Raw genomic sequence first — 20,374 nt, forward strand, 5'->3', positions numbered from 1 at the left:
TCCGTCCCTGTCTTACTTGTTGATGACGGTTATCGCGGGCGCCGGGTGCTCGTAATCCTCAGCTGTCTTGCCCGGCGCAGGTACTTCGATCCAGCGCGTCGTAGCACCACCTTCGCATTCCTGCACGACCGGAAACGCAATCGCCTGCCCGGGTTTAAACGCGTCCGTGACATAGGCACGGAAAACGAATTCGTCATATTCGTCGTCGGGCAGGTTGCCGCCGGACCAGATCAATTCGCGCACGCCGCTCTTCTCCTGCTCGCCATAGTGCTCGTAGGCCTTGGCATATTCGCCGAGCGTCTTGTCGATCTTCCAACCCGGCTTCGGCATCGGCTTCACGGAGATGATACCTTCCGGCAGGCGGACCCGGATCGCTACGGTCGCCTTGCCGTCGCAGCCATGCGGCACGCGGAGAATTGCCTTGTAGTTGGAATTGGCCTTGGCTGTCGGGACTTCCAGCGAGATATGCGCTACCGCTGGCAGGGCAACGACTGCGCTGAGGACAGCGGCAGCCAGGGAAATCTTGAGAACGGACATTCGATCTGGTCCTTCGGGCACGACCGTCGGCGGGAGAGCGTTCGGTCCGGTTGATGCTACGACGCCACTTCTTGGGCGCGGCGTCCATTGGATATGCTGAGGCCGACCCGTCAGACTTTGTCCCGCATCAAGTTAATCCGAATTTGCCGCTCAACCTTTCATAGTCCTGTTTGACCCAAGACAAAGAAGACGCGATCTGCCGCCCTATTCTGGGCACGCACTTCTCAAGAAGCGCAAACGAGGGCAGGGCTACGGCGGACGGTCCTCCCTCGTTCCCTAATTTGCTTTGCCATGATCGGCCGCGACGTATCCGGCAAACACCGAAATGTTTGTCTTACGTCAAAGAGCCAGTCGGCGCGGACAGTAAATTGGCTGCCACGAAGTCAGACATCTTCGCAAACAGGAGTATTGAAATGAAAAAGCTGGCAACCGCAGTGATCGGAATGACGATAGCAATGGCCATGATGGCATCCTACGCCGTCGCCGCGGATTTCGAAGTCCATCTGCTGAACAAGGGCAAGGACGGCATGATGGTGTTCGAACCCGGCCTGACGAAGATCGCCAAGGGCGACACCGTCACATTCGTTCCGACCGACAAGGGCCACAATGCCGAGACCTACAAGGACCTCCTGCCGGCCGGCGCCAAGCCCTTCAAGGGCAAGATGAACGAGACGATCAAGATCACCTTCGACGTCGAGGGCGCCTATGTGGTCAAATGCTCCCCGCACATGCCGATGGGCATGGTCGGTCTGATCGTGGTCGGCGATCCCAAGTCCAACATCGACGCCGTCAAGAGCGCCAAGATGCCGCCGGTGGCACGCAAGCGTCTCGACGCCGACCTCGCCGCAGCCGCGAAGTAACTGAATTCCAAGACAATCCGGCGCCCGCGCGACCTTTCTCCCGCGCGGGCGTTTCTTTTGGTGCGATCGCCTGAATGTGTAGTCGCACTCCTCCCCCGCCCTTCCGAATCCGCCGCGAACCTCATCTTCCTGCGTAGACTGCCCGTACCGTGCATGATATTCATCGGCCAGACAATGGCATGCGGGCAGGCATGAGCGGGGATCGCGGATAGCAGGGATGATGTCGAGCGGTGAAAGCGGTATTGCCCGCGCAGTATCGAACTTCGTCCTGCGCAGGAACTGGCCGCGGCGCTATGGCTACGCGCTCGCCGTAACGGCCGTCCTGGTCGCTTTCGTTCTCAGATACTTTCTCATCGGCGTGCTCGACGACCGCGCGATCTACATCCTCTTCGTCCCAACCATCCTGCTTGCTTCGATCGTCGGCGGCATCGGGCCCGGTTGCCTGGCGGTGCTGCTATCCATACTTTCGGTGGTCTATCTCCGCTCGTTGACTACTGGCGGAGTTCAGTTCCCGGAACTACTGGTCTTCGTTTTCGTCGACATTACCATCGCAGTTCTGGCCCAACTACTCCATGCAACGCGCAACGGTATCGCCAAAGCCCAAGAGGCGCTCGACACCAGGGAGGCTCATCTCCGGTCGATCCTCGACACGGTGCTGGATGCCACGATCGTCAGCGAACAGGACGGCACCATCGTTTCCTTCAACGCCGCCGCCGTCAGGCAGTTCGGCTACTCGGAGGAGGAGGTCGTCGGCCAGAACCTCCGCATGCTGATGCCTCAGCCATACCGTCAGGAACATGACGGCTATCTGCAACGATATCTTTCCACCGGTGAGAAACGCATCATCGGCACCGACCGCGTCGTCGTCGGCCAAAGAAAGGACGGCTCGACCTTTCCGATGAAACTCGCCGTCGGCGAGATGCGCACCGGCGGTCGCAGCTATTTCACCGGTTTTGTCCGCGACCTCACCGAGCGTGAGGAGTCGGCCGCGCGGCTGCAGGAAGTGCAAACCGAACTGGCGCGGCTGGCCCGCCTCAACGAGATGGGAGAAATGGCCTCCACCCTGGCCCACGAGCTCAATCAACCCCTGTCGGCCATCGCCAACTACGTCCATGGAAGTGCGCGGCTATTACAGGACTGGGAGGGCGAAAAAGCCGAGCGGCTGCGCGACGCCTTGAAGGAGGCGGGCCAGCAGAGCTTACGGGCGGGCCAGATCATCAGGCATCTGCGCGAGTTCGTCACCAAGGGAGAGACGGAACAGACGCCGCAGAATCTCAGACAGCTGATCGAGGAAGCGGGAGCATTGGCTCTGGTCGGCTCGCGCGAGAAGGGTGTCCGGTCCGTCTTCGAATTTGCGTCTGGCACGGACCTTGTCCTGGTCGATCGCGTTCAGATCCAGCAGGTCATGACCAACCTCATGCGCAATGCCGTCGAAGCGATGAAGGACACGCCGTACAAAGAGCTCAGGGTGCAGATCAAACCCCAGGAGCGGGACGTCGCGGTGGTCGTGGAAGATTCAGGTCCCGGCATTGCCGAGGAAATCGCCGCCGAGCTGTTCAAGCCGTTCACCACCACCAAGGCAGGAGGCATGGGCGTCGGGCTTTCCATATCGAAGCGCATTATCGAGGCGCATGGGGGCCAGATGACAGCCTCCCGCAGTGTGCTGGGCGGCGCGAGCTTCAGTTTCACGCTGCCGATATATGACGAGGAAGAAGATGCCGATCGATGATTTCACCGTCCATATTGTCGATGACGAAGAGGCGGTCAGGAAGTCCCTCGCCTTCATGCTGACAATGAACGGCTTTGCCGTCAGGGTGCACGAATCCGCGTCGACATTTGCCGATCTCGCCGCCGGCCTGCGCCAGGCCGTACTGGTCACCGACCTGAGAATGCCTGACATGAGCGGCATCGACCTGATCGGCAGGCTGTCGTCGGTCGGCAAGGGCATTCCCGCGATCGTGATCACCGGACACGGCGATGTGCCGCTCGCGGTCGAGGCGATGAAAGCCGGGGCCGTGGATTTCATCGAGAAGCCGTTCGACGATGTCGTCATCATGGATGCGATCCGTCGCGCCGCCGAGCGCCTGTCAGACGATTCGGGTCCGGCGGAGTCCGCCGATGACATTCGCGCGCGCATTGCCACGCTCAGTGACCGCGAACGCCAGGTGCTGGAGGCGGTCGTGGCTGGCCAGCCAAACAAGGCAATCGCCTTCAATCTCGATATCAGTCCGCGCACCGTCGAAGTGCACCGTGCCAATGTCATGACCAAGATGAAGGCGCGCAGCCTGCCCGACCTGGTTCGGATGTCGCTGGCGATCGGCACCGATTCCGGCAACAATCGAAAGACTTGACGCAGGACAAAGCGGCATCCGCCCTTTGGGTGATTGATTGGACAGTCCGCCGCAGTTTCTGCGGTCAATGTCCATGGTGTCCGATTGTCGACCAAGCCTGCCATTGTCGCCATAGTCAGCGATCCGGCTTTGCTCCGGTCGCTTGCGTTTGCGCTCGAAGCATATGGCCACCCGGTCGAAACATTCAGTTCCTGGAGGAGCGCCCGTGAGCGGGCGTTGATGGCGCTCTGTGTGGTCCTTGACGGCTGCTTGGCCCAAAAGGATCGCGAAGCCTGCCTGCAAAGCATCGCCGCCGATGTGCCGGTCATCCTTCTTGCCGACAACGGAACCCAGGCGCCCGAACGCGACAACGTCTTCATCCTGCATAAGCCGCTCGCAGGACCCGATATCGTGATGGCGCTCGCCACCCTCAGGGTCAGCGCTACGTAGTAACCCGTAGTGGAACGACCGAATTTCGCGCCGTTCCCGCATCGGGCATCATCCTCTCACCATCAAGAAGGGGATTGAACCATGTACGCAGCGGCCCAGACGGCTTATCACCCAATCGCACGCCACATCGCCACTGCCGAGAGGCTGCCGCAGACCCGCACCCACCGGATTGCGCTTTTCGCCGCCGACAGCGAAATCTATGCCCAAGGCGAACGTTCGGGCACGCTCTACCACATCGCCTTCGGCGCCGTGCGGATCTTCCGGCTGCTCTCAGATGGCCGGCGGCAGGTGGTTGCCTTCCATCTGGCGGGCGAAACCTTTGGCTTCGAGGCCGACCGCAACCGCGGCTTTTTCGCCGAAACCACAGTGGAGACCGGACTGCGGACCATGGAAGCCGGAGAATATGACGCGTGCTCGCCGGAACTCATGGCGACGGCGCTGCGCGGAATGGCGCGCGCGCAGGAACATCTCCTCGTCGTCGGCCGCCAGAGCGCTGTCGAGAAGCTCGCGGTCTTCCTGGTCGACCTTATGGAACGCCAGGGCGACCAGGATCAGATCGATCTGCCGATGACCCGCAACGATATCGGCGATTATCTGGGCATGACGATCGAGACGGTGTCCCGGAACCTGACAAAGCTCCGTTCCGCCGGCATCCTCCGGCTGCATTCGAGCCGCTGCGTCGAGGTTTTGAAGCCTGAGCATTTGCGCAAGCTGTGCCAGTAAGACGCCATAATAGCCGCTTTGAGAAAGGCACCCAAGTCCTGGATGCGCTGAAAACATCCTACAAGGTGGTCACGCCTCGCCGCGCGGCAGCGCCATGATCGCATCGGTGCCGAGCCCTGCGCCAGCATGACCGCGCAGTTTCTGGAAGCGGCTTGCCGGCCTTTGCTTATCCGTGGGCGCTATGCCGCGTAAGTCCCGAACTGTTTTCGGAATCGCAACCCGGCCCTTCGCTGTGACGGTCGTCGCCAGGACAACCTCCTTATAGTTTCTACACGCGGAAAGGTATTATTTGGTGGCCCCAGATCAATGTCAAATGCTTAGAGTGAGCCGGCAGGGCGGCAGACGAATTGTGCTTTTGCAGCCCTGCCCCCTCCCCCGCTCTCCAGCAATGGATGGAAATGACTGGTACAAACGCCACGCTCGGCTGTATACCGGGCCAGTCGTTTCAGCATGGGCAGGATTTTGTGATGGCAGACACCGTAGTCGATCGTTTCCTCCGTTATGTCACCATCGACACCCAGTCAGACCCAACCTCGACAACACAGCCATCCACCGAAAAGCAGAAGAATCTCAGCCGCCTGCTCGTGGACGAGCTTCTCGGGATCGGCGTCAAGGATGCGCATCTCGACGCGCACGGCTATGTCTATGCGACCATTCCTGCCAATAACACGAAGGCCGTTCCGGTCATCTGCTTCTGCTCACATGTCGACACCGCGCCGGACTTCACCGGCACCAATGTCAAGCCGCAGATCGTCAGGAATTACGATGGCGGCGACATCCGGCTGACCGGCGATCCGCAGCAGGTCATCCGCGTGGCCGAGCATCCCGCGCTCAGCAACCAGGTCGGCAACGACATCATAACCACGGATGGCACCACCCTGCTCGGCGCCGACGACAAGGCGGGCGTGGCCGCGATCATGAGCATGGCGCAATTCCTCGTCGATAATCCCGGCGTTAAGCATGGCACGATCAAGGTGCTGTTCACCCCCGACGAAGAAATTGGCCGCGGCGTCGACAAGGTCGATATCGCCAAGCTGGGTGCGGCCTTCGCCTACACTGTCGACGGCAGCACGATTGGAGATATCGAGGACGAGACGTTCTCGGCCGACGGTGTCGAGATCGCCATCCAGGGCGTCGCCATCCATCCCGGCTTTGCCAAGGATCGGATGGAAAACGCCATCAAGATCGCCAGCGCCATCATCGACCGGCTGCCGCGCGACACGGCTCCCGAGACAACATCGGGGCGCGAAGGCTTCGTCCATCCGGTCTCGCTATCGGGTTCGATGGAAAAAGCCAATATCGGGCTGATCGTCCGCGATTTCATCGAAGAAGGCCTGGCAGAGAAAGAAGCGATGCTGGAGCAGATCGTCCGCGACGTGATGAAAGACTATCCCGGCTCTCGGCACACATTCACGGTACGGCAGCAGTATCGCAACATGAAATCGGTGCTCGACCGCCATCCCGAAATCGTCGAAAATGCCATGGAAGCCACCCGGCGCAGCGGGCTCACACCCCGGCGCGGCAGTATCCGTGGCGGCACCGACGGCTCGCGCCTGTCGTTCATGGGCCTGCCTTGCGCCAATATTTTTGACGGCGGCCACGCGTTCCACTCGCCACTCGAATGGGTGAGCCGGCAGGACATGGAAAAGACCGTCGAGACGTTGATCGAACTCGTCAAGATCTGGGAAGAACGAGCCTGATCTTGGCGAGATCTCCTCGTAAGAACGTCCCGTGACCTCACGCGCTTGCTGGCAAACATGATGTGAGACGAAGGCAGAATGGATCGCTTCAATCTCGGCAGCTATCGACGCCCCATCTCCACCCGCTCCGCGGAGACGCAGCGCTGGTTCGATATCGGCCTGAACTGGTGCTACGGCTTCAACCATGAGGAAGGCATCAAGTGCTTCGAGAAGGCGCTCGAAACCGATCCGGACTGCGCCTTCGTGCATTGGGGTATCGCCTATGCCGCCGGCCTCTTCTATAATCTGACCTGGAAGGAACAGGGCGCAGCCGAAGCAGAAAGCGCGGCCAAACGCTGCTTCGAGTATGTCGCGCTCGCCCGGGCCAGGGCCGCACATGCCAGTCCGGTCGAACAGCGATTGATCGAAGCCCTCGCCTGCCGCTTCCAGAAGCCGCATCGGGTGACGGCGCCGGAATTCGAGCAATGGGATGACGCCTACGCCGATGCGATGCGCCAGGTCTATGCCAGCTTTCCCGATGACCACGATGTGATGGCCCTGCTGGTCGAGGCGCTGATGATGCGCACCGTGCGCCGCCTGTGGAACCTGAAAACCGGGCAGCCGGCGCCGAATTCCGATGTCCTGGAGGCGCTCGATGTCTGCGAGCGCTCGATCCGGCTGGCGGACGGAGCCGGAATGGCGCAGCATCCGGCCATCCTTCACCTGCATATCCACCTGCTGGAAATGTCGGCCATGCCAGAGCGTGGGCTCCGCTCGGCCGACCAACTCGGTGAAATGTGCCCCGATGCCGGACATATGAACCATATGCCGGGGCATATCTATGTACTCTGCGGCGACTATGAGAAGGCCCGGCTTGCCAGCGAGAAGGCGGTTCGGGCCAACGATCTCTATCTCGCCTATGCCGCCGAGCCGACCTATTATCTGCTCGGCTGCTGCCACGACCTGCATCTGATGATGTATACCTCCATGTTCCTCGGCCAGTACCGGCCGGCACTCTGGGCAGCCGACAAGGTGCGCAGCCTGGTGACGCGGGACGTCGTCAGCCTGCCGGATCGGCCAAAACTGACCCAGACGGTAGAAGGTTACCACGCGATGAAATCGCATGTGATGGTGCGCTTCGGCCGCTGGCAGGAGATCATCGACGAGCCCTTGGCCGAGGAGCCGGCGCTCTATGTGGTGACGGCGGCGATGCAGCATTACGCCAAGGGCATCGCGCATGCGACGCTTGGCAATTTTGCTGCCGCGGAGCAGGAACGCGCGCGATTCCACCGGCATATGGAGGGCATTGCGCCCGAACGGCGTTTCCTCAGCAATCCGACGCGCGCCTCGCTTGCCGTCGGCGCAGCCCTTCTCGACGGCGAGCTCGCCTATCACCAGGGCCGGCACGACGACGCCTATAGTCATCTCCGGCACGCGGTCGAGCTCGACGACAATCTGTCTTACACGGAGCCCTGGGCCTGGATGCATCCGCCGCGCCATGCCCTCGCCGCCCTGCTTCTCGATCAAGGACATAGCGTGGAAGCCGAACAGGTTTACCGCGACGATCTCGGCCTGAGCGGCCGCGTGCAGCGCTGCGCACAGCATCCCGACAATGTCTGGGCGCTGCATGGGCTGGTGGAATGCCTGAAACTGCGCAACGACGTCGAAGAATTGCCGGCTCAGCAGACGAGGCTTGCCAAGGCGCTGGCCAGGGTCGATGTGCTGATCACGTCTTCCTGCCTGTGCAGGACAAGCGCGCAAATTGGGCATCACTGCTGCCACTAAGATAGTCTTCGCCGAGGCCGAAGAAGGCTTGAAACAGCGACTGGCTTCCATAGATTTAATCCATGGCCGGCCAACAAGGCAGCGCCGGCCTTTCGATGATCGGGGGAATATATCTATGCCAGCAGGTGATCCGACGCAGCCAATCGATGCGATCCAGAACTATCACGCCCATATCTACTTTGACGGGCCGGAGCAGCGCGCCGCGGCGGAAATCCTGCGCCAGGAGATTGGCGAGCGCTTCTCCGTTCTTCTCGGCCGCTGGCACGATCGACCGGTCGGGCCGCATATGCGCTCGATGTACCAGGTGGCGTTCCAGACGGGCGAATTTGTTCGGTTCGTGCCGTGGCTGATGCTCAACCGTCGCGACCTCGCCGTGCTCCTCCATCCCAATACCGGCCGTCCCAGGAGCGACCACCTGAACCATGCCATGTGGCTCGGCGAAATCCTCGGCGTCAATGCCGAGCCCCTGCCCGAGCACGAGACCGAACCCGAGCCTGAAATCATCCCCAACACACATCCAACGGTGAAGCCATGACCGACATTCCCTATCGCAGCGCGCTGATTATCGGCGCCGGCCCCGGCATCAGCGCCTCTCTCACCCGTCTGCTGCGCGCGGCCGACATTCCCGTCGTGGTCGCCGCCCGCAATGTCGGCAAGCTCGCATCACTGGTCAGTGACACGGGTGCCATCGCATTGCCGGTCGATGCCGCCAGCCCTGCTGAGGTCGAACGCCTTTTCAGCGAGACGGAAGCGCGGATCGGCGCTCCGGAAATCGTCGTTTACAACGCAAGCGGCCGTCTGCGCGGTCCGATAGCCGAGCTCGACCCGGCGGCGGTCGAAAAAGCCGTCACCGTCTCGGCACTCGGCGCCTTCTACACCGTACAGCAGGCGGCCAAACGCATGCTGCCGGCCGGCAAGGGCGCGATCCTGCTGACCGGCGCCACCGCCGGCGTCAAGGGCTTCGCCCTCTCCGCCCCCTTTGCCATGGGCAAGTTTGCGCTGAGAGGCCTGGCGCAAAGCGCCGCGCGAGAACTGGCGCCACAAGGCATCCATGTTGCCCATGTCGTCGTCGATGGCGGCGTGCGCTCGGAGAACCGCCCTGATCCCGCGGACAAGCCGGACAGCACGCTCGATCCCGATGCGATTGCACAATGCTATGTCGACCTGCTTCGCCAACATCGCAGCGTCTGGTCCTGGGAGATCGAGATCCGGCCCTGGGTCGAGAGATTCTGACAATCGGCCGCAGAAATGCGAGTAAAATCAGATATTTGCGGTGGAGACCAAAGGCTCTAATTCGAGACGCTCGTCACTTCCCTAGCGGGCGATAAACGAATGGATCAAGACCCATATTTCGGAGAATTCGAATGTCAGTTTGGCCAGACCGGTTTTCTGTCGAAGGCGACCACGTCTCCGTCGTCCCGCTTGCGATGGAGCATCATGATGACCTGGTAGAAGCGGCCGCCGATGGCGAGTTGCACCGGCTTTGGTACACGAAAGTGCCGGAGCCGGAAAATATCGGAGCGGAGATTGCGAGACGGCTCGAGCTGCAGACTGTCGGCTCGATGCTGCCATTTGCCGTCATCGAAAGAGCAAGCGGCAAAGCGGTCGGCATGACCACCTATATGAACATCGATGCTGCAAACAGAAGGCTCGAAATCGGTGCAACCTGGTACCGTCAGTCCGCGCAGCGTTCATCGCTGAACACCGAGTGCAAATTGCTGTTATTGCAACACGCCTTTGAAAAACTCGATTGCATCTGCGTGGAATTCAGGACGCATTTTATGAACCTCCAAAGCAGGAGGGCAATCGAACGGCTCGGGGCCAAACTCGACGGCATCCTTCGCTCCAACATGATCATGGCAAACGGCACCATTCGGGACACGGCAGTTTATTCCATCATCGCTTCAGAATGGCCCGCTGTTAAGGCCAACTTGCGATGGCAGTTGGATAAGCCGAGGTCTTAGCATGCCAGGCGAACAAGGATTCACGCGAAGTGCTATAAGTTATTGTTTTGTCACATTTTCTCGAGAAGCCGCTGCACATTGCGTTTGCCGGACTGACCATCGGCCGGATCAACATGATGGCCGCGACAACTATTTCGACTAGCCGGCGTCTAACCGGATCGATGAGGCTCTCCCGATTACCGCTCGCACCGGTTCCTTGCCGCCTCGATCTGCAATTGCTATCTTCTAGGGCAACTCGCCATCGGGAGCACCTCGATCCATGTCCGAACCGCAATTTTCCATACGCAGCGCGAAGGCCAAGGCGCTCGCACATGCTCTGGCCGACCGCACCGGCATGCCCGTGAACAAGCTCGTCGAACAAGCCCTCGAACACTACGATGACGAACTACGCCAGCGGGACAATAGCCATTCCATCGATACGGTCTGGGAGATCGCGTCCGAAGGACGACACAGGATACCGACCGGCGCTGTCTCCGATCACGCCGACCTCTATGACGACAATGGTTTGCCACGGTGATCGCAATTGATACTTCCGCTATTCTCGCGATTGCGCTCGACGAGGCTGAAGCGGAGATTTTCAAGGACGTCCTGCGCCGGGAAATGCTCCTCATCGGTTGGCCTACACTTTTCGAGACACGGATCGTACTCTCCGTCAAAGGCTTTTCGAATGCCGGTGACATCGTCTCGCGTCTGTCTGAAGCATCCAATGTCACTGCCGTCGCCTTTGACGGCAGTCATTTTAGCGCTGCCGAGAGTGCCTATGAGCGCTACGGCAAAGGACGGCATCCGGCGGGCCTGAACATGGGTGATTGCTTCTCCTATGCGGTGGCGAGTGTCGCCGGCGTTCCGCTGCTGTTCAAGGGCGGCGACTTCGCGAGAACCGATGTGAAATGTCATTCGGCGTCAAAAGTCTTGTGACCAAGAGGCCCTACCCCGCTTTCCGCGCCGGCCCGTTCACCTTGGCTCGCGCCATCAGCATCGGTCCAAGCGAGAATTCACCACGTCGCGCTCGATCGGTCAGGTTCCTGAGATAACCGCCGGCCGAATTGATATGGCCGGCGCGTTCGAGAATGCAGGCGATCACGGTAGCGGCATTTTCAGGTCCCAGCACCTCGCAGGCTTCCTGATAGGCGCTCGGGCTGACATTCAGCATCGAACGGACGACGACGGCGGCCGCCATGAGATCACGCCAGTGGCGAATTTCGCCGCCCGGCCCATACATCACGACTTCCGGGCATGCCTGCAGCACCATGCCGAGCGGGAACGGCCGCATTCGTTCGGCCGGCGCGCCATCCTGCTCACCTGCCCCACTCTGCCATCCTTTCGGCTGGCTTTCTACAGTCCCCTCCCCATCCGCCAAGGGCATCTGATGGATCGCAGACGGCGCCCCCTGCTTCGTTTCGAAGCGAGGTTCAAGTTCATTGATGGATTTTGGGTTTGAATTATGTATGTGTCGCTCAGTTTGAGACTCATTGGCGCTTATTTTTTTTGTTTTTATCTGCCTTTCCAATTCGTTGAGGATTTCGGCCCGCAACGTCTCCATGTCTTCGAGTGCCCCGTCGAGCTCCTCCTGCCCTGCCTTGCGTCCAAGACCGGCGACCAGCGATCGCGACTGGAACATGACCCCCTCCCAATCGGCGGCAATCCCCGTTTCGAGCCCGGTCTCGATCAGCTTTGCGATATCGCGACGGCAGAGTGAAATCCGCTCCCTGGTGATCCGCATGGTCTGCTGCGCCGCCCGGACCTCTCCGGCAGCCGTCTCGATCTCGCTGGCGCGGGCAAGCAACGGCGCCAGGCTGAAACCGAAGGCTTGCTCGATGCCACCCTCAGCTCCCTTGCGGGCGTAGCGCTTGCCATTCGGGCTGTCGCGCCGGATGATCAATCCAGCATGGACAAGATCGGCGAGGTGGCGGCGCAACGTCGCCGGGGCCATGCCATGGGCACGGACCGACAATTGCGCATTGGAGGGGAAGACAACAAGTCCCTGCCCTTCCGCGAGCTGCGGCTCGGGATGGAAGCTCAGAAGCGCGTTGAGCACCGAGAGCGCCCGATCGCCAACGCCGAACCGAATTCGCGCTTCGCAAAGCGCGCGAAACAATTTCCATTTGTCGGCCGACGCCTCGGGCGGAATCTCGCTTGCCTCCAACTGGCTAGCGAGCATGCCAAGCGTCATCGGCCGCTGCCCAAAGGGCGTCGTCACAGTATGATCCATCATGCGGGTCCCCTTTTCGAAGAGGCAAGACAGTCCCCGCGATGGCTCACTCAGCCAAAATATCTCCTTTCGCCAAAGCAATTGCTCTGCCGACTCTTGACTTTAGGCCTTGGAAGTGATTCTCTCGAATTGCTACATTGAAGAGGGCTTCCGGAATGGCGACATTTTGGGGGCCTTTTTTCTTGTCTCGATCTTCCTTTCCTAGTTCAAATCATTATGCCGAAGGCTTGATGGCTCTCCGGCAGCTATGTCTCAGTTGTTCCCGGCTTCCGCCAGGAAACGGGCATAGTCGTGCTCAAGGCGCTCGGCGAGCATTGCGGCGAAGGTTGGATCGGCGCTCGACGCGAAATCGATCCGGACACCCTTCCCTGTCTGGCTGACGCGCGCGAAAACCTTGCCGTCCGGTCCTTTCAGATCCTCGGCCGAGGCTTTTTCCGGCTTGGCCTTTCGCATCAACCGGTCGAACAGGATGCGGAATCGCTCGTCGGTCGCTGCCTCACGAAAACGCACCGAACCGATCTCGTCGGTCGCCTTCCTCGCGGCGGCATCACTACCGAAAAGAGCTGCCAGCGCCATCCAGCGTTCACGGCCCGCCTTGGGCGCCGGACCGATGGCGCGGACGATCTGATTGGGTACAGCGTCGGCCACCTGCAGAAGCCGTGACAATTCGCTCTTCTGCACAGCCAGCGCGTCGCCCACGAGTCTGCGGTCAAAGCCGCGCACCACCAGCGCATTGGCGAACACGGCACGCTCGATGAAGCTCAGATTGCGCCGCTCGGCATTTTCCTTGCCCTGGGCGACGACCAGTTCTTCGTCGGTGAGCGGCCGCACAAGTGCCTTGACCGATTGGCCGAGCCGTCGCGCCGCCTTGAGCCGGCGATGGCCATAGGCGACCTGATAGCGATTGGCCTCGGACGGATGCGGGCGGACCAGGATAGGCGCCTGCTGGCCGCTTTCACGCATGCTTTCCACAAGCGCCAGGAAATCCGGATCATCCCGCTCTTCATCACTCAGCCGGTCGCTGACGAAGGAGGCATCGATCAGGCTCGCGTCGAGCGATACGACATGTTCCCCCGCCTCGATCGCCTGCCGCAACAATTTAGCTTCCTCGGCCTCGCGGGTGATCGACGACAGCGACAGGCCCATAGCCTTGACTGCGCCGGACGCCGCTCGCATCGGCTGGGCGGCGTCGACAGACGGATTGCCCCCGTCGGTCGCGTCTTTGTTGACAGCTGTCAACGCCGACTTCGGGTCCGACACCAGCGGCTCGCCGAACAATGCTTTCAATGAACTCTTGCGATCGCGACTGTTCATGCCGGACGTCCCCAAGCGACATGGATGAGCTTTTCGATTTCGGCATTCACGGCGTCAAGGGCTTCAACCGCCCGGTCATAGGTGCCGCGGCTGAAATTTTCGCGCCCGACTTCATAGAGCGTCTGCTTGGTCAATCCGGCATCCGAGACTGCGGTGGATTTCAGCATCGGCGCCGTCAGTACACGATCACCGAACAGCGACCGGAGGAAGCCGACGATCTGCGCCTGCGGCCCGTCATGTGGCTCGAAGCGAGTGACCAGATAACGCAGGAAATCGAAGTTGAGCGTACCGCCCGCCTCGCGCACGACGTTGAGCAGGTCCGAGGTCATGAACAGGAACTGGCTCATCGAGGCGACGTCGAGCATCTGCGGATGCACCGTCACCAGCACCGAGGTCGAAGCACAAAGCGCCGATAGCGTCAGATAGCCAAGTTGCGGCGGGCAATCGAGCACCACGACGTCGTAGCTTTCGGCAACGCTTTGCAACGCGGCTTGCACGCGGCTGAAGAACAGGTCGTCGCCCGTCTGCCGCATCGAAAGCGCTCCGGGCGTGGCATGCTCGAATTCCTGCAGTTCGAGATTGCCGGGCACCAGATCGAGGCCATGGAAATAGGTCTTGCGGATAATGTCGACGAGCGGCCGCGCATCGGCATCATAACGGATTGCGCCGTAGAGCGTATCATTGCCGGAGAGATCGAGCTCCGGCTGGTAGCCGAAGATCGATGACAGCGACGCCTGCGGATCGAGATCGACCGCCAGCACGCGATGGCCTGTCATGGCTAGATGTTGCGCAAGATGGACCGCAGTCGTCGTCTTGCCCGAACCGCCTTTGAAATTGGTGACCGAGATCACTTGCAGGTGTTCATTGCGTCGAGGATCGCGCCAGCGCACATAGGAGCGAGCTTTGGCATCGTTTCCCTTCGCCAGCGCCTGTTCGGCAAGGAAATTGCGCAATGCATCAATATTAGCCAGCGAATAGTAGCGCCGGCCGCCCGGACCAACCGCCGGCTGGGGTCCTTCACCGGCGAGCGACAGCTGCCGGAGGTAACCGTCGGACACACCGATCAGCCGCGCGGCTTCACCCGAAGTAAAGGAGCGTAGCGTCTTCTGTGAGGCGGGCGGAAACAGCCGTTCGCGCATCGCCTGCAATTGCGCCGACAGCGCCCGCGCGTCGGCAGCGATCGCCTGGTCGGCGGTCAGCTCATGGCTCTCTGGTTTCCTCGTACCGGACGGACGTGCCATCCCTCTACTCCATCTGCCGACCGACACTTAGCCGACTCACATCATGAGCTTCGGCGGCGCCACCAGCGTGTGATAAACAATATCTCTCCGATTCTCACCGCGCATCATACGCCATGGCCATCTATTAACAGGAAAGACGCTTACTTACGGCAAACCACTCAGCATTCACCGTTTTCCGTAATAACGCTGCGGTAATCTGCGAGTCGCGTCAAGCAGTTTTTGGTTAATGAAGCTTTAACGCGAATAGACGGAGCAAAGCCGGGGAAAGCCCCGGGCGTTGACAGGTGTCAACCAGTCGCTGCGTGTCGGGATGGCGAAATCAATTCTGGTTCACCAGCTTGCGGCGGGGTAGGGGTGCGGGCCTGCACGACCGATGAATAATCGAATCGGCCCGCAATCGCCACCGGATAGATAGCATCCGCGTTACTGCCGACGCAGCATGCGCTAGAGGGGAAGGGGGCGACGCCACTCCCGAGGCTCCGCCGAATACGAACTCAACCCATTTATTTCGCACGTCCTGTCGGAATCGGAATTGCTCTGGCGTTCTTAGGGAAGCCGCGGCCAAGAGCGCCCGGGCACTCGATCAACAATTCTCGAACAGAGGAAAATCCCATGCTGAAAACCATTGCCATCATCGTCGCGCGCCTCATTTTCGGCGGCGTCTTCCTCATGGCGGTCAGCTTCAAATTCATGGATATACACGCGACGGCAGGCTATATCGCCTCAGCCGGCTTCCCTCTGTCGCTGCCGCTCGCCTGGCTCGCCGCCATCTTCGAAGCCTTGCTGGTGCTCGCCTTTTTCAGTGGCGCATTCTTCAGCGAGGCAGCACTGCTCGCTGCGCTCTACGTCATCTTCCTGGCCTTCGCCTTTCATGGCCCGAACCGCTGGAGCGGCAACCAGACGGAATTCGGCTTCTTCATCGATCACTTCACCTTCTTCGCCGGTCTGCTTTTGGCCGCCGCCAGCGGCTCCGGCCGCTATGCCCTGGATTGGCGCCTGATCAACGCGGGTTCGCGGCCGTAAGCAGAGCCATGCGAACACCGGGATGCAGTCAGTGATCAGCACCAAGCTGCCGCGGCAGGACCGCGGCAATTCCGACTTGGTTAGCGTCCTTGCAAGGGGAGGGGAGGGGGCTTGATCGGCGTCTCGATGAGAGCAATGGCCGTCATAAGCGCCGGTGCCATTCGCCAACGGTGCTCTCGATGTACTGGTCGGCTCCATCATCCAAGCCGATATAGATTTGGAAGTTCCTCATCCACCGGCCGGAAGCGTCAGACTGGTAAGCACCTCCTTCATCGGCGTTGTGCCCAACCGCGTCTGTCCGACCCCGGCCTCGACATCGATCAAACCTGCATTGTGGACCTTGAACATGGTAGCGACCAATTCGGCATAGCTGCTGCTGATCCCGCCGGCGATGAGCGCTGGAATCCGCTCCGCCGGAGAAAGCGACCGAGCTGTGATCGCATGCCCGACGATCTCCTGCAGAATGTTGGCAACGTCCTCGGCGCTATGGCGCTCCGGACCTTCTGCATGGACGATGCGAAGCGGCAGATCTCGATCCGCCGACAGCAGCAGGTCTGCAGCAATCACGCCGACATCGGATGCAGATATCGTCGGAAATTTCTTCGTCACCGGATCGTGCAGGCTGGGCAGTATTCCAGTGTCGATGGCGCGCTTTGCAACGCGTGCCCAATTTTCCATATGCTCTGCCGATCTCAGGATCGTCAGCGGCAGACCGATCTTTTCCAGATCATCCTCCAAGTAGCGAAACAGCCTTGTGATGCCCGTATCCTGCCCAAGATGTGCACCATAGTCGGAAATCGCCAGGACAGAGCGCGGTCGAGCCGCGCCAAGTGCCCCTGCGATAGCCACGATGGCGGCCTGCATTTCGGCTTCGGCGTGTTCGGCACGGCTATCTACCGGGCAGATGACTTGAACCGCCTCGGAATCTCGCAGAGCTTCGGTGAGAGCGCCTTTGTCCCGGATATCGGCGACAGCAATCTCGCAGCCCGTGGCCTGAAGATCTCCGGCAGTGGCGCGGTTTCGAACAACCGCCTTCACAGGTGCTCCCGCTTTGCGTAGCGCGTAGATCGTGCTTCGGCCGATCTTGCCGGTTGCACCAAGAATGGTGAACATCGTCAGTCTCCTCAATATTTCCAGAACGCGCAATGAACGCTGCTTCGCCGTCGGTTTCGCGCAGAAACCGCCAGGCAATAGCAGAAACAGCCAAATCATTGGTGGGTGAGTATCAGGATACCGCTCGCAAAAGCCCTGATGGTGTCACGCCGAGAACGCGCTTCATCATCCGCGCCATGTGACTTTGATGCGAAAACCCCGCCATCAGCGCGATTTCGCTGAGGGGGAACCGTCCCGCAATGATCAAAGCCTTTGCCCGCTCGACCCGCTGGCGGATGATATATTGATGCACGGAAAGGCCGAACGACCGGGGGAAAAGCGCCTTGAGATGCGAGACGCTGACGCCTGCCACGCGGGCTAGTTGCTCCAGCGACAGATCCTGTTCCAGATGGCTTTCGACGAACTCGACCATTCGACGCCGCTGCCCAGATGTGAGCGTCTGCCCGCCGGGGATGTTCGCCGTGATGGCTTCGCTTCCGATCAGCTGCAGCGCCAAGGCCCTGGCCAGGCCTTCCGCAATCAGATTGTCGTGGCGTCCGGCCGGGTCGGACTGTGCCTCGAGCGCAAGCGCAATGTGCTCGATCCGGGCATTCCTGTGCTGAAATTTCGGTTTCAGCCTGACGCGAGCCGGATCGAGATCCAGATCCTCCGCAGCCCGATGCAGGAGTGCCGGGGTCAGCCACAGCCGCAGGATCGTGCACTCGCCATCATCTTCCCATTCGCCGTCCAACCCTGCCGGCACGATATCGATATCGCCATGCGACTGGACCCGGATATGCTGCTGATCATCACAGCGGCACGAGGCATTGACTGGCTTGCCGAGATGAATGCCGAGGCGGTGATAGGGCGTCGCCGGAATAAAGTGGGCGCCCGGCGCGATCGTCCATCGCTGAACTCTGATACCTGTCGTTTCCAGCCACGCATCCGACATGAAATTTCCTGTTCGTCCGGCATTACGGGCGCCCAGCCTATCAGATCGTCGTTCTAAAAGCGCGCTGCTATTCTGCCGCCAGGGCATGGGCAGGGATTTTGGGGGCGGGGCGCTTCAGGCCGAGATGCTCGCGCAGTGTCGAACCCTGATATTCGCTACGGAACAGGCCGCGACGACGCAGTTCCGGCAGGACGAGTTCGACAAAGTCCGTGAGTCCCCAAGGCAGAACCGGCGACATGATGTTGAAGCCATCAGCGCCATAGTTGACGAAGCGTTCTTCGAGCTGGTCGGCAACCTCCTCCGGCGTGCCAACCACCTGCCAGTGGCCACGTGCTCCGGCGACACGCTGGTAGAGCTGGCGGAGAGTCAGATTTTCCCGGGCGGCGAGTTCAAGGAAAAGCGCTCGGCGGCTCTTGCCACCCTCGGTCTCGGGCAGCTGCGAAATCAGCGCATCGATAGGAAGCGTGCGGACTTCTTCGACGCCGGCGAGTTCCGCCAGCATGTCGAGGCCCACCGATGACTCGAGCAAGGCCTGCAGCGACTCGAACTTGTCGTCAGCTTCCTGCCGCGTCCGGCCGACAACGGGAAATACACCCGGCAGGATCTTGACGTCGTCCGTCGACCGGCCGTGTTTTGCCAGCCGGCCCTTGAGGTCACTATAGAAGGCGACGGAGCTTTCGAGCGTCTGCTGGGCGGTGAAAATCGCTTCGGCCGTCCGTGCTGCAAGCTCCTTGCCGGGCTCGGACGATCCGGCCTGTACCACGACCGGGCGGCCTTGCGGCGCGCGAGGAATATTCAACGGCCCCCGCACCTGGAAGAAGGTGCCGCGATGATCAAGGCGGCGTACCTTCTCGCGATCGAAATAGATGCCGCTTTCCCTGTCGCGCAGGAAAGCATCATCGTCGCTCGTGTCCCAGAGACCGGTGACGACGTCGACGAATTCTTCCGCGCGCTCATAGCGGTCGGCATGGGCGATGATCGCATCGCGGCTGAAATTATAGGACGAACCGGGATCCGCCGAGGTGACAAGGTTCCAGCCGGCCCGGCCGCCCGACAGGTGGTCGAGAGAGGCGAATTGCCGAGCGAGATTGTAGGGATCGGAGAAACTGGTGGATGCCGTCGCAACCAGTCCGATGCGGCTGGTGACAGCGGAAAGCGCCGACAGCAGCGTGATCGGCTCGAACGGGTAGAAACCGGAATGCGCCTTGCGGCTCGCGGCATCGGTATTCTGCCCGCGCACATTCACCCCGTCGGCCAGGAACACTGCGTCGAACTTGGCCTCCTCGGCGATCCGGGCAAATCCGGCGAAATCCCGGAACTGCGTGCTGTCCGAAGCACCAGGATGTCGCCAGGCGGCAAGATGATGGCCGGTAAACAAGAGGAAGGCGCCGAGACTCATCTGTTCGTTGCGCTTGGCCATGGTCTTCTCCTTCTCGAAAGCTCAGTGCAGCCCGAATTCATTCAGCAATTGTTCGCGGAACCTGACGAAGCGTGCCTCGCTGCGGTTGCGTGGGCGGGGCAGGTCAATATCGATCTCACGTGTCCGGCCGCCCTTCTCCTTGGAGAGGATCAGCACCCGGTCGGCGAGAAAGACCGCCTCTTCGAGGTCGTGGGTGACGAGGATCATCGTCACCTTCTCCTCCCGCCAGATGCGGGAAAGCTCTTCCTGCATGGTGATCTTGGTCATGGCATCGAGCGCGCCGAAAGGCTCGTCGAGAAGCAGGATTTCCGGCTTGACCGCGAGCGCCCTGGCAATGCCGACCCGCTGGGCCATGCCGCCCGAAAGCTGTGACGGCAGGGCTTCGGTGAACTCGGAGAGCCCGACGAGTTCGACATAGTGCTCCGCCCGCTTGCGCGCCTCCGCTTTGCCCAGCCCGCGATTCTGCAGCGGAAAGGCGACATTGTCGAGCACAGTGAGCCACGGCAGCAGCCGCGGCTCCTGGAAAATCACGGCGCGGTCCGTGCCCACGCCGCGGACAGGCTGGCCGTCGATCAACACATCGCCCCGATCAGCCTCTTCGAGCCCGGCAAGTACCCTGAGCAGCGTCGTCTTGCCGGAGCCGGAGGCGCCCACGACCGCAAGGCTCTCGCCAGCGCGAATATGGTTGCTGACTGCCTGCAGCACGCTCAGATGCCGGCCATTGATCGAAAAGGATTTCGAGAGATTGCGGATCGTCACCTCTCCGCGCGTGGTGAGTTCAGCGACAGCCAT

General features: G+C 60.8%; 22 protein-coding genes. 13 read left to right on the plus strand and 9 right to left on the minus strand.

The window, feature by feature from the left end; genetic code table 11:
* Positions 1-12: 12 nt before the first annotated feature.
* Positions 13-537 (minus strand): YcnI family copper-binding membrane protein, encoded by a 525-nt coding sequence (locus AC1D06_RS17525; protein WP_477987207.1) that lies wholly within the window; start codon positions 535-537, stop codon positions 13-15.
* A gap of 413 nt (positions 538-950) precedes the next feature.
* Here AC1D06_RS17525 and AC1D06_RS17530 point away from each other — a divergent pair, with 413 nt between their 5' ends.
* The 5 genes from AC1D06_RS17530 to AC1D06_RS17550 all read left to right on the plus strand — a co-directional run bounded on the left by AC1D06_RS17530 (position 951) and on the right by AC1D06_RS17550 (position 4,900).
* Positions 951-1,397, plus strand: a complete 447-nt coding sequence (locus AC1D06_RS17530; RefSeq protein WP_477987208.1) for a pseudoazurin — start codon at positions 951-953, stop codon at positions 1,395-1,397.
* Positions 1,398-1,614: 217 nt separating this feature from the next.
* Complete coding sequence (locus tag AC1D06_RS17535) at positions 1,615-3,126, plus strand: PAS domain S-box protein (protein ID WP_477987209.1); 1,512 nt, start codon at positions 1,615-1,617, stop codon at positions 3,124-3,126.
* Positions 3,113-3,748, plus strand: a complete 636-nt coding sequence (fixJ, locus tag AC1D06_RS17540; protein ID WP_477987210.1) for a response regulator FixJ — start codon at positions 3,113-3,115, stop codon at positions 3,746-3,748. Before AC1D06_RS17535 ends, fixJ begins: the two co-directional genes overlap by 14 nt.
* A gap of 84 nt (positions 3,749-3,832) precedes the next feature.
* On the plus strand, positions 3,833-4,177 hold the full coding sequence (locus tag AC1D06_RS17545) for a hypothetical protein (RefSeq protein ID WP_477987211.1): 345 nt from the start codon (positions 3,833-3,835) through the stop codon (positions 4,175-4,177).
* 81 nt (positions 4,178-4,258) lie between these two features.
* Positions 4,259-4,900, plus strand: coding sequence for a helix-turn-helix domain-containing protein (locus AC1D06_RS17550; RefSeq protein WP_477987212.1), 642 nt, complete (start codon positions 4,259-4,261; stop codon positions 4,898-4,900).
* A 69-nt stretch (positions 4,901-4,969) separates the two neighbouring features.
* Here the strand turns inward: AC1D06_RS17550 and AC1D06_RS17555 are convergent, their stop codons facing one another.
* A complete protein-coding gene (locus tag AC1D06_RS17555; RefSeq protein WP_477987278.1) occupies positions 4,970-5,149 on the minus strand; it encodes an AbrB/MazE/SpoVT family DNA-binding domain-containing protein in 180 nt (59 codons plus the stop codon).
* Between the two features lie 218 nt (positions 5,150-5,367).
* Here AC1D06_RS17555 and pepT point away from each other — a divergent pair, with 218 nt between their 5' ends.
* From pepT to AC1D06_RS17590, 7 genes are all read left to right on the plus strand, one after another.
* Complete coding sequence (pepT, locus tag AC1D06_RS17560) at positions 5,368-6,600, plus strand: peptidase T (RefSeq protein WP_477987214.1); 1,233 nt, start codon at positions 5,368-5,370, stop codon at positions 6,598-6,600.
* Positions 6,601-6,678: 78 nt separating this feature from the next.
* Positions 6,679-8,364 (plus strand): hypothetical protein, encoded by a 1,686-nt coding sequence (locus tag AC1D06_RS17565; protein ID WP_477987215.1) that lies wholly within the window; start codon positions 6,679-6,681, stop codon positions 8,362-8,364.
* A 115-nt stretch (positions 8,365-8,479) separates the two neighbouring features.
* Positions 8,480-8,899, plus strand: a complete 420-nt coding sequence (locus AC1D06_RS17570; protein WP_477987217.1) for a DOPA 4,5-dioxygenase family protein — start codon at positions 8,480-8,482, stop codon at positions 8,897-8,899.
* Positions 8,896-9,597 carry an SDR family NAD(P)-dependent oxidoreductase gene (locus tag AC1D06_RS17575; RefSeq protein WP_477987218.1) on the plus strand — a complete coding sequence of 234 codons (702 nt, stop codon included), beginning with the start codon at positions 8,896-8,898 and terminating at the stop codon, positions 9,595-9,597. Before AC1D06_RS17570 ends, AC1D06_RS17575 begins: the two co-directional genes overlap by 4 nt.
* Before the next feature lie 131 nt (positions 9,598-9,728).
* Positions 9,729-10,328 carry a GNAT family N-acetyltransferase gene (locus AC1D06_RS17580; RefSeq protein ID WP_477987219.1) on the plus strand — a complete coding sequence of 200 codons (600 nt, stop codon included), beginning with the start codon at positions 9,729-9,731 and terminating at the stop codon, positions 10,326-10,328.
* A gap of 259 nt (positions 10,329-10,587) precedes the next feature.
* Positions 10,588-10,845 (plus strand): type II toxin-antitoxin system VapB family antitoxin, encoded by a 258-nt coding sequence (locus tag AC1D06_RS17585; protein ID WP_477987220.1) that lies wholly within the window; start codon positions 10,588-10,590, stop codon positions 10,843-10,845.
* Positions 10,842-11,246, plus strand: coding sequence for a type II toxin-antitoxin system VapC family toxin (locus AC1D06_RS17590; RefSeq protein ID WP_477987221.1), 405 nt, complete (start codon positions 10,842-10,844; stop codon positions 11,244-11,246). The genes AC1D06_RS17585 and AC1D06_RS17590 overlap by 4 nt, the downstream gene beginning before the upstream one ends.
* Positions 11,247-11,256: 10 nt before the next feature.
* Here the strand turns inward: AC1D06_RS17590 and repC are convergent, their stop codons facing one another.
* The 3 genes from repC to repA form a co-directional block, all read right to left on the minus strand.
* The gene (gene repC, locus AC1D06_RS17595) at positions 11,257-12,543 is read right to left on the minus strand and encodes a plasmid replication protein RepC (protein WP_477987222.1); all 1,287 of its coding nucleotides are present in this window, start codon (positions 12,541-12,543) and stop codon (positions 11,257-11,259) included.
* Between the two features lie 249 nt (positions 12,544-12,792).
* Positions 12,793-13,854 carry a plasmid partitioning protein RepB gene (gene repB / locus AC1D06_RS17600; RefSeq protein WP_477987224.1) on the minus strand — a complete coding sequence of 354 codons (1,062 nt, stop codon included), beginning with the start codon at positions 13,852-13,854 and terminating at the stop codon, positions 12,793-12,795.
* Complete coding sequence (repA, locus tag AC1D06_RS17605) at positions 13,851-15,095, minus strand: plasmid partitioning protein RepA (RefSeq protein WP_477880998.1); 1,245 nt, start codon at positions 15,093-15,095, stop codon at positions 13,851-13,853. Before repA ends, repB begins: the two co-directional genes overlap by 4 nt.
* 612 nt (positions 15,096-15,707) lie before the next feature.
* Here repA and AC1D06_RS17610 point away from each other — a divergent pair.
* Entirely contained in the window at positions 15,708-16,118 is a 411-nt protein-coding gene (locus tag AC1D06_RS17610; RefSeq protein WP_477987225.1) for a DoxX family protein, read from the plus strand.
* A 228-nt stretch (positions 16,119-16,346) separates the two neighbouring features.
* Here the strand turns inward: AC1D06_RS17610 and AC1D06_RS17615 are convergent, their stop codons facing one another.
* The 4 genes from AC1D06_RS17615 to AC1D06_RS17630 form a co-directional block, all read right to left on the minus strand.
* Complete coding sequence (locus AC1D06_RS17615; protein WP_477987227.1) at positions 16,347-17,231, minus strand: NmrA family NAD(P)-binding protein; 885 nt, start codon at positions 17,229-17,231, stop codon at positions 16,347-16,349.
* Positions 17,232-17,343: 112 nt separating this feature from the next.
* Entirely contained in the window at positions 17,344-18,162 is an 819-nt protein-coding gene (locus tag AC1D06_RS17620) for a helix-turn-helix transcriptional regulator (protein WP_477987228.1), read from the minus strand.
* A 67-nt stretch (positions 18,163-18,229) separates the two neighbouring features.
* Entirely contained in the window at positions 18,230-19,582 is a 1,353-nt protein-coding gene (locus AC1D06_RS17625) for an LLM class flavin-dependent oxidoreductase (protein ID WP_477987229.1), read from the minus strand.
* A gap of 21 nt (positions 19,583-19,603) precedes the next feature.
* Positions 19,604-20,374, minus strand: a complete 771-nt coding sequence (locus AC1D06_RS17630) for an ABC transporter ATP-binding protein (RefSeq protein WP_477880989.1) — start codon at positions 20,372-20,374, stop codon at positions 19,604-19,606.

It is taken from the genome of Rhizobium sp. P2_G2 (assembly GCF_056403555.1).

Bases quoted from the DNA above. Each gene is read 5' to 3' on its own strand.
- AC1D06_RS17525 (WP_477987207.1), bottom strand. From the start codon at position 537: ATGTCCGTTCTCAAGATTTCCCTGGCTGCCGCTGTCCTCAGCGCAGTC.
- AC1D06_RS17530 (WP_477987208.1), top strand. From the start codon at position 951: ATGAAAAAGCTGGCAACCGCAGTGATCGGAATGACGATAGCAATGGCC.
- AC1D06_RS17535 (WP_477987209.1), top strand. From the start codon at position 1,615: ATGATGTCGAGCGGTGAAAGCGGTATTGCCCGCGCAGTATCGAACTTC.
- fixJ (WP_477987210.1), top strand. From the start codon at position 3,113: ATGCCGATCGATGATTTCACCGTCCATATTGTCGATGACGAAGAGGCG.
- AC1D06_RS17550 (WP_477987212.1), top strand. From the start codon at position 4,259: ATGTACGCAGCGGCCCAGACGGCTTATCACCCAATCGCACGCCACATC.
- pepT (WP_477987214.1), top strand. From the start codon at position 5,368: ATGGCAGACACCGTAGTCGATCGTTTCCTCCGTTATGTCACCATCGAC.
- AC1D06_RS17565 (WP_477987215.1), top strand. From the start codon at position 6,679: ATGGATCGCTTCAATCTCGGCAGCTATCGACGCCCCATCTCCACCCGC.
- AC1D06_RS17570 (WP_477987217.1), top strand. From the start codon at position 8,480: ATGCCAGCAGGTGATCCGACGCAGCCAATCGATGCGATCCAGAACTAT.
- AC1D06_RS17575 (WP_477987218.1), top strand. From the start codon at position 8,896: ATGACCGACATTCCCTATCGCAGCGCGCTGATTATCGGCGCCGGCCCC.
- AC1D06_RS17580 (WP_477987219.1), top strand. From the start codon at position 9,729: ATGTCAGTTTGGCCAGACCGGTTTTCTGTCGAAGGCGACCACGTCTCC.
- AC1D06_RS17585 (WP_477987220.1), top strand. From the start codon at position 10,588: ATGTCCGAACCGCAATTTTCCATACGCAGCGCGAAGGCCAAGGCGCTC.
- repC (WP_477987222.1), bottom strand. From the start codon at position 12,543: ATGATGGATCATACTGTGACGACGCCCTTTGGGCAGCGGCCGATGACG.
- repB (WP_477987224.1), bottom strand. From the start codon at position 13,854: ATGAACAGTCGCGATCGCAAGAGTTCATTGAAAGCATTGTTCGGCGAG.
- repA (WP_477880998.1), bottom strand. From the start codon at position 15,095: ATGGCACGTCCGTCCGGTACGAGGAAACCAGAGAGCCATGAGCTGACC.
- AC1D06_RS17610 (WP_477987225.1), top strand. From the start codon at position 15,708: ATGCTGAAAACCATTGCCATCATCGTCGCGCGCCTCATTTTCGGCGGC.
- AC1D06_RS17615 (WP_477987227.1), bottom strand. From the start codon at position 17,231: ATGTTCACCATTCTTGGTGCAACCGGCAAGATCGGCCGAAGCACGATC.
- AC1D06_RS17620 (WP_477987228.1), bottom strand. From the start codon at position 18,162: ATGTCGGATGCGTGGCTGGAAACGACAGGTATCAGAGTTCAGCGATGG.
- AC1D06_RS17625 (WP_477987229.1), bottom strand. From the start codon at position 19,582: ATGGCCAAGCGCAACGAACAGATGAGTCTCGGCGCCTTCCTCTTGTTT.
- AC1D06_RS17630 (WP_477880989.1), bottom strand. From the start codon at position 20,374: ATGGCTGTCGCTGAACTCACCACGCGCGGAGAGGTGACGATCCGCAAT.